The organism is Candidatus Protofrankia californiensis (genome assembly GCF_900634765.1).
Classification (GTDB): Bacteria; Actinomycetota; Actinomycetes; order Frankiales; family Frankiaceae; genus Protofrankia; species Protofrankia californiensis.
Window position 1 is genome coordinate 23,944 of the sequence record NZ_CAAAFT010000043.1, and the last position, 3,376, is coordinate 27,319.

Here is a 3,376-nt window from a genome sequence, read left to right on the forward strand (position 1 = left end):
TATGCCGGCGCCCGTCACGGTGCCGGCTTCGATGCGCAGCCCGAGGGTGGCGCCGGCTGACAGCCCGTCGGCGGTCTCCGTCAGCCAGTCGCGCAGGTCCTCGACCGGCGTCGGCGCGACCGCGGCGAACGCCGGGCGAGCGACCGTGCGAGGCGCGCCAGCCGTCCGGACGAGCGTGTCGGCGATGGCGTCCCACAACGCGCGGATCAGTGATTCGGGGGAGCGCAACCGCATCGGCCGCAAACCCGGGATTGCCAGGGCGTGGCCGGCCGGTGGGAAGGATGCGGCCAGCTCGTGCAGCCAGGTGAGGTCGGCGGGGTCGAACGGCCCGGCCCGCCAGGCATCCATCCCGTCGGCCCCGATGGTGGGTAGCAGCCGCCCGCGGGCGACGAGCCCGACGCCGGCGCGGGCGGCAGCCGACCACGCGGCAAGGGTGCGCCGTACCGGGCGCCCGCCGGCTGCCGGGTCGGCCTCGACGGCAAGGAGAACGGGCAGCGCTTCGGCAATCGGCAGGAGAGTCGCTGTGACCCTGCGTTTGCGGACCCCGTTCGTGGAACCGACCACGAGTTCGACCTCGCCCGTGCGGCTACCGGTACCCTGCGACGCCCCCCACAACGCAAGCTGCCCCTGCCGCGGTACCGCCGCCGGGAGAAAGATCGCTTCACAGTCCGCGTATGTGCCGCTTTTACGGTCGTTTATGTTCGACCGGACCGCCTCGGTCGGCATCGGCTCACAGTAACGGGATGCCGTCCAGCCCCTCTCTACCACCCTGTGGGATGGCTGGTCAGCCGACCGGCTGGTCCTCGCAGACGAGCCCGAGATCGTCCCGCACGGCCGAGCTCAGCGTGTCACAGCCGACGCCGGCCGTCCCCAGCTCGACCAGGGTCCAGTGGGAACCCTGGGAGCTGCCGTGCCGCAGGAGCGCGGTAGCGGGGTCGGTCTCACCGCCGGTCGGTACGACATGGGCGGCCGCGACGGTCGGGTCGACCGTGGAGACGTGGACGTCGGCCACCTCGATGTGCTCCGGCGGAACCTCGCCCAGCAGCGGGCTGGTACGCACCGCCTGCGCGATCTGCTCGTTCACGGACGGGCCGACCTGCTGGATCGGCGTGACGGCGGCCGGGCCCGCGGCCGTCGGGTCTGTGGCTGCCGGCCCTGCGGCCGTCGGGTTGGTGGCCGGGCCTGCGGCCGTCGAATCGGTGGCGGCCGGGTTTGCAGCCGCCGGGCTCGTGGCGGCGGGGCCTGCGGTGGCCGGCGTGTTCGACAGCGTCGAGGTCGAGCGTGTCAGCGCATCGGTGGGCATGGCTATGACAGCCGCCACCGTGGTCGCGGCGAACAGAAGCTGGGGGACGGTCGGACGCATGACGCGTGTCACGCGAGCGGCGGGACGCACGTCCAGCTTCAGGTAGATGACGCTCCGAGAGCGCTGTGCTGTCGGACCCCTCCGGTGTCGAACCATGGAACAGCTCTACCCGACCCGGCGCATTCGATGCATGTAACACATCCGACACCGGTCTGTCGACCGATCGAAAAGAGAAACTGATCAACGCTGGTTTCCCTGTGAAACAGGTCCTCCCCGGCCGATGTGGACGACATCACCATCGTGATGTCACCCTGGCGACACCGCGGGCTGATCGCCGGTCCGTCGACCACAGCCGCCGACCGCACAACCGGGCTGCCGGCCGACCTGAAGGTTCACACGGACGGCGTCCCCACCCGGGTGGCCCGAACCAGCGCCTTGCGGCAGGCAGCCGACCCTCGTCGTCGCCCTTGGTCATCGACAGGACCACCCGGCGCCACCGTGCTGAAGCTGGAGGAAGCCGGGAGCCACGACACACCGGGCCAGCACGTCACGGGCGAGCGGGCGAGATAGCGGCAGGTGGTAGCCGTTACAGTCACCCGGTATAGTCGCTGACCCGGTCGCACGACCGTCCCATGAGGTCGTCGTGGGTGCGCTCACCGACCTGCTCATCAGTGTTTGCCCTGATCAGGTGCTTCGGGTGGCCGTTGACGGGCCGGACGCGGCAGGCAAGACGACCCTGGCCGACAAGGTCGCCGACGGCGTCACGCGACGGGGCAGACCCGTCATCCGGGCCGGAGTGGACGCCTTCCACCAGCCCGCTCGTCCGTGACCATGTCACGCGCGTCGTCGGTCAGGCGTCCGTTATGGTCGCACGCCCATGTACGACGCAAGATCTGCAAGGCCCACCTTACGGGCGCGCCGAACGGTCGCGGCGTCGAGGAGATCGCGCACGATGTGATGCGCGAGCCGCTGGTTACGCAGCCATTCGGGGGTCATGTCCCGGAGCTGCCCAATGGTCTGCACTGCCGCGTTGTACTCCCGAACCTCTGTCTGCGCCTCCGCAACGGCCAGCAGATGACGGGTCCAGGTCGACTGCGGAATATGTGTGGAGGAAGGCACGTCACGCGCCAGCGCCAGTGCACGTGCCGGGTCGCCGCTGGTCATCGCCATCTCCACCTCCATCGTCGCCACAGTCGTCGGGCCGAAGGAGGCGAAATACGCGCCGTAGTCGAGCCGGTCCCGCTCGACACGCACGGCGGCCGACCGGGCGAGGGTGAGCAGGTCCCGCGCTCGTTCCGGCCGGTTGTTACGCGCGGCAGACGCCGATGCACGGACGAGTAGCCGCCCCCATATCGAGATGTGCGCCGGAGTGCTTCTCGCCAGCGACGGCTCAATCTCCTCGGCCATCCGGACAGCCGTGTCCTCCGCATCCGCGAACCGGCCCTGACGCAGGAAGATCCACGCCAAGTAGGAAGCCGTCGATGCCCTGATGACATGGTCGTCGACCGACCCAGCCGCCTCAGCCGCCTGACGGATAGCGCCATAGGCGAGGTCTTCATGCCGGAGCTGGATCAGTACCGAACCGGCGATGATATACGCGAACGCGAGGAGTCGGCCCGCTGCGGCCCGGTCGCTCTCGGCGTACTCCGCCACAGCAGCCTGAGCCGCCGTCAGAACAGCCGGAAGCTCCGTGACCGCGTCGTTCAGCCGGGAATCGTTGTACAGCCGCGCGGTGTCTTCCACCATCGCGCGCAGAGCGGCGACCGGAACCGGCTCCGCCGAGGTGACCGATCCGGGCGGTCCCGGCTCCAGGACGCGGCGCAACGGCAACAGCGTCGCTCTTCCGCGCTCTTCCGTGTCATCCATGTAGGCCGCTCCCTCGAACAGCTCAGCCGTCCGGACGTCCAGTCCACGAGCAAGCGCATGCAAGGTCGCGACACGGACGCTGTCCCGTTGTCCCTGCTCCAGTTTATTGATCACGGCGACCGAGAGGCCCGACCGTTCCCCCAGCTCCTCCTGCGTGAGCCCCCGCCGCCGCCGCACCTGCGCAAGGCGCTCCCCCAGGCCCATCTC

2 protein-coding genes and 2 pseudogenes are annotated in these 3,376 nt (G+C 69.8%); 1 reads left to right on the top strand and 3 read right to left on the bottom strand.

What is annotated here, in order from left to right; translation table 11 throughout:
• Together DD1DGNOD_RS02260 and DD1DGNOD_RS02265 are read right to left on the bottom strand one after the other, a co-directional pair.
• A pseudogene (locus DD1DGNOD_RS02260) lies at positions 1 to 726 on the bottom strand (hypothetical protein); the annotation flags it as partial.
• 58 nt (positions 727 to 784) lie between these two features.
• Complete coding sequence (locus DD1DGNOD_RS02265; RefSeq protein ID WP_131764979.1) at positions 785 to 1,363, bottom strand: hypothetical protein; 579 nt, start codon at positions 1,361 to 1,363, stop codon at positions 785 to 787.
• A gap of 541 nt (positions 1,364 to 1,904) precedes the next feature.
• On the opposite strand from DD1DGNOD_RS02265, the pseudogene DD1DGNOD_RS02270 reads away from it, so the two are divergent.
• Positions 1,905 to 2,120, top strand: a pseudogene (locus DD1DGNOD_RS02270) (uridine kinase); the annotation flags it as partial.
• 44 nt (positions 2,121 to 2,164) lie between these two features.
• On the opposite strand, the gene DD1DGNOD_RS02275 reads toward DD1DGNOD_RS02270, so the two are convergent.
• Positions 2,165 to 3,376 (bottom strand): helix-turn-helix domain-containing protein (locus DD1DGNOD_RS02275; RefSeq protein WP_346434251.1); only part of this gene is annotated, 1,212 nt, incomplete at its 5' end.

What these genes read in the sequence shown, in the direction of transcription:
- DD1DGNOD_RS02265 (WP_131764979.1), bottom strand. Translation starts at nt 1,363, where the DNA reads ATGCGTCCGACCGTCCCCCAGCTTCTGTTCGCCGCGACCACGGTGGCG.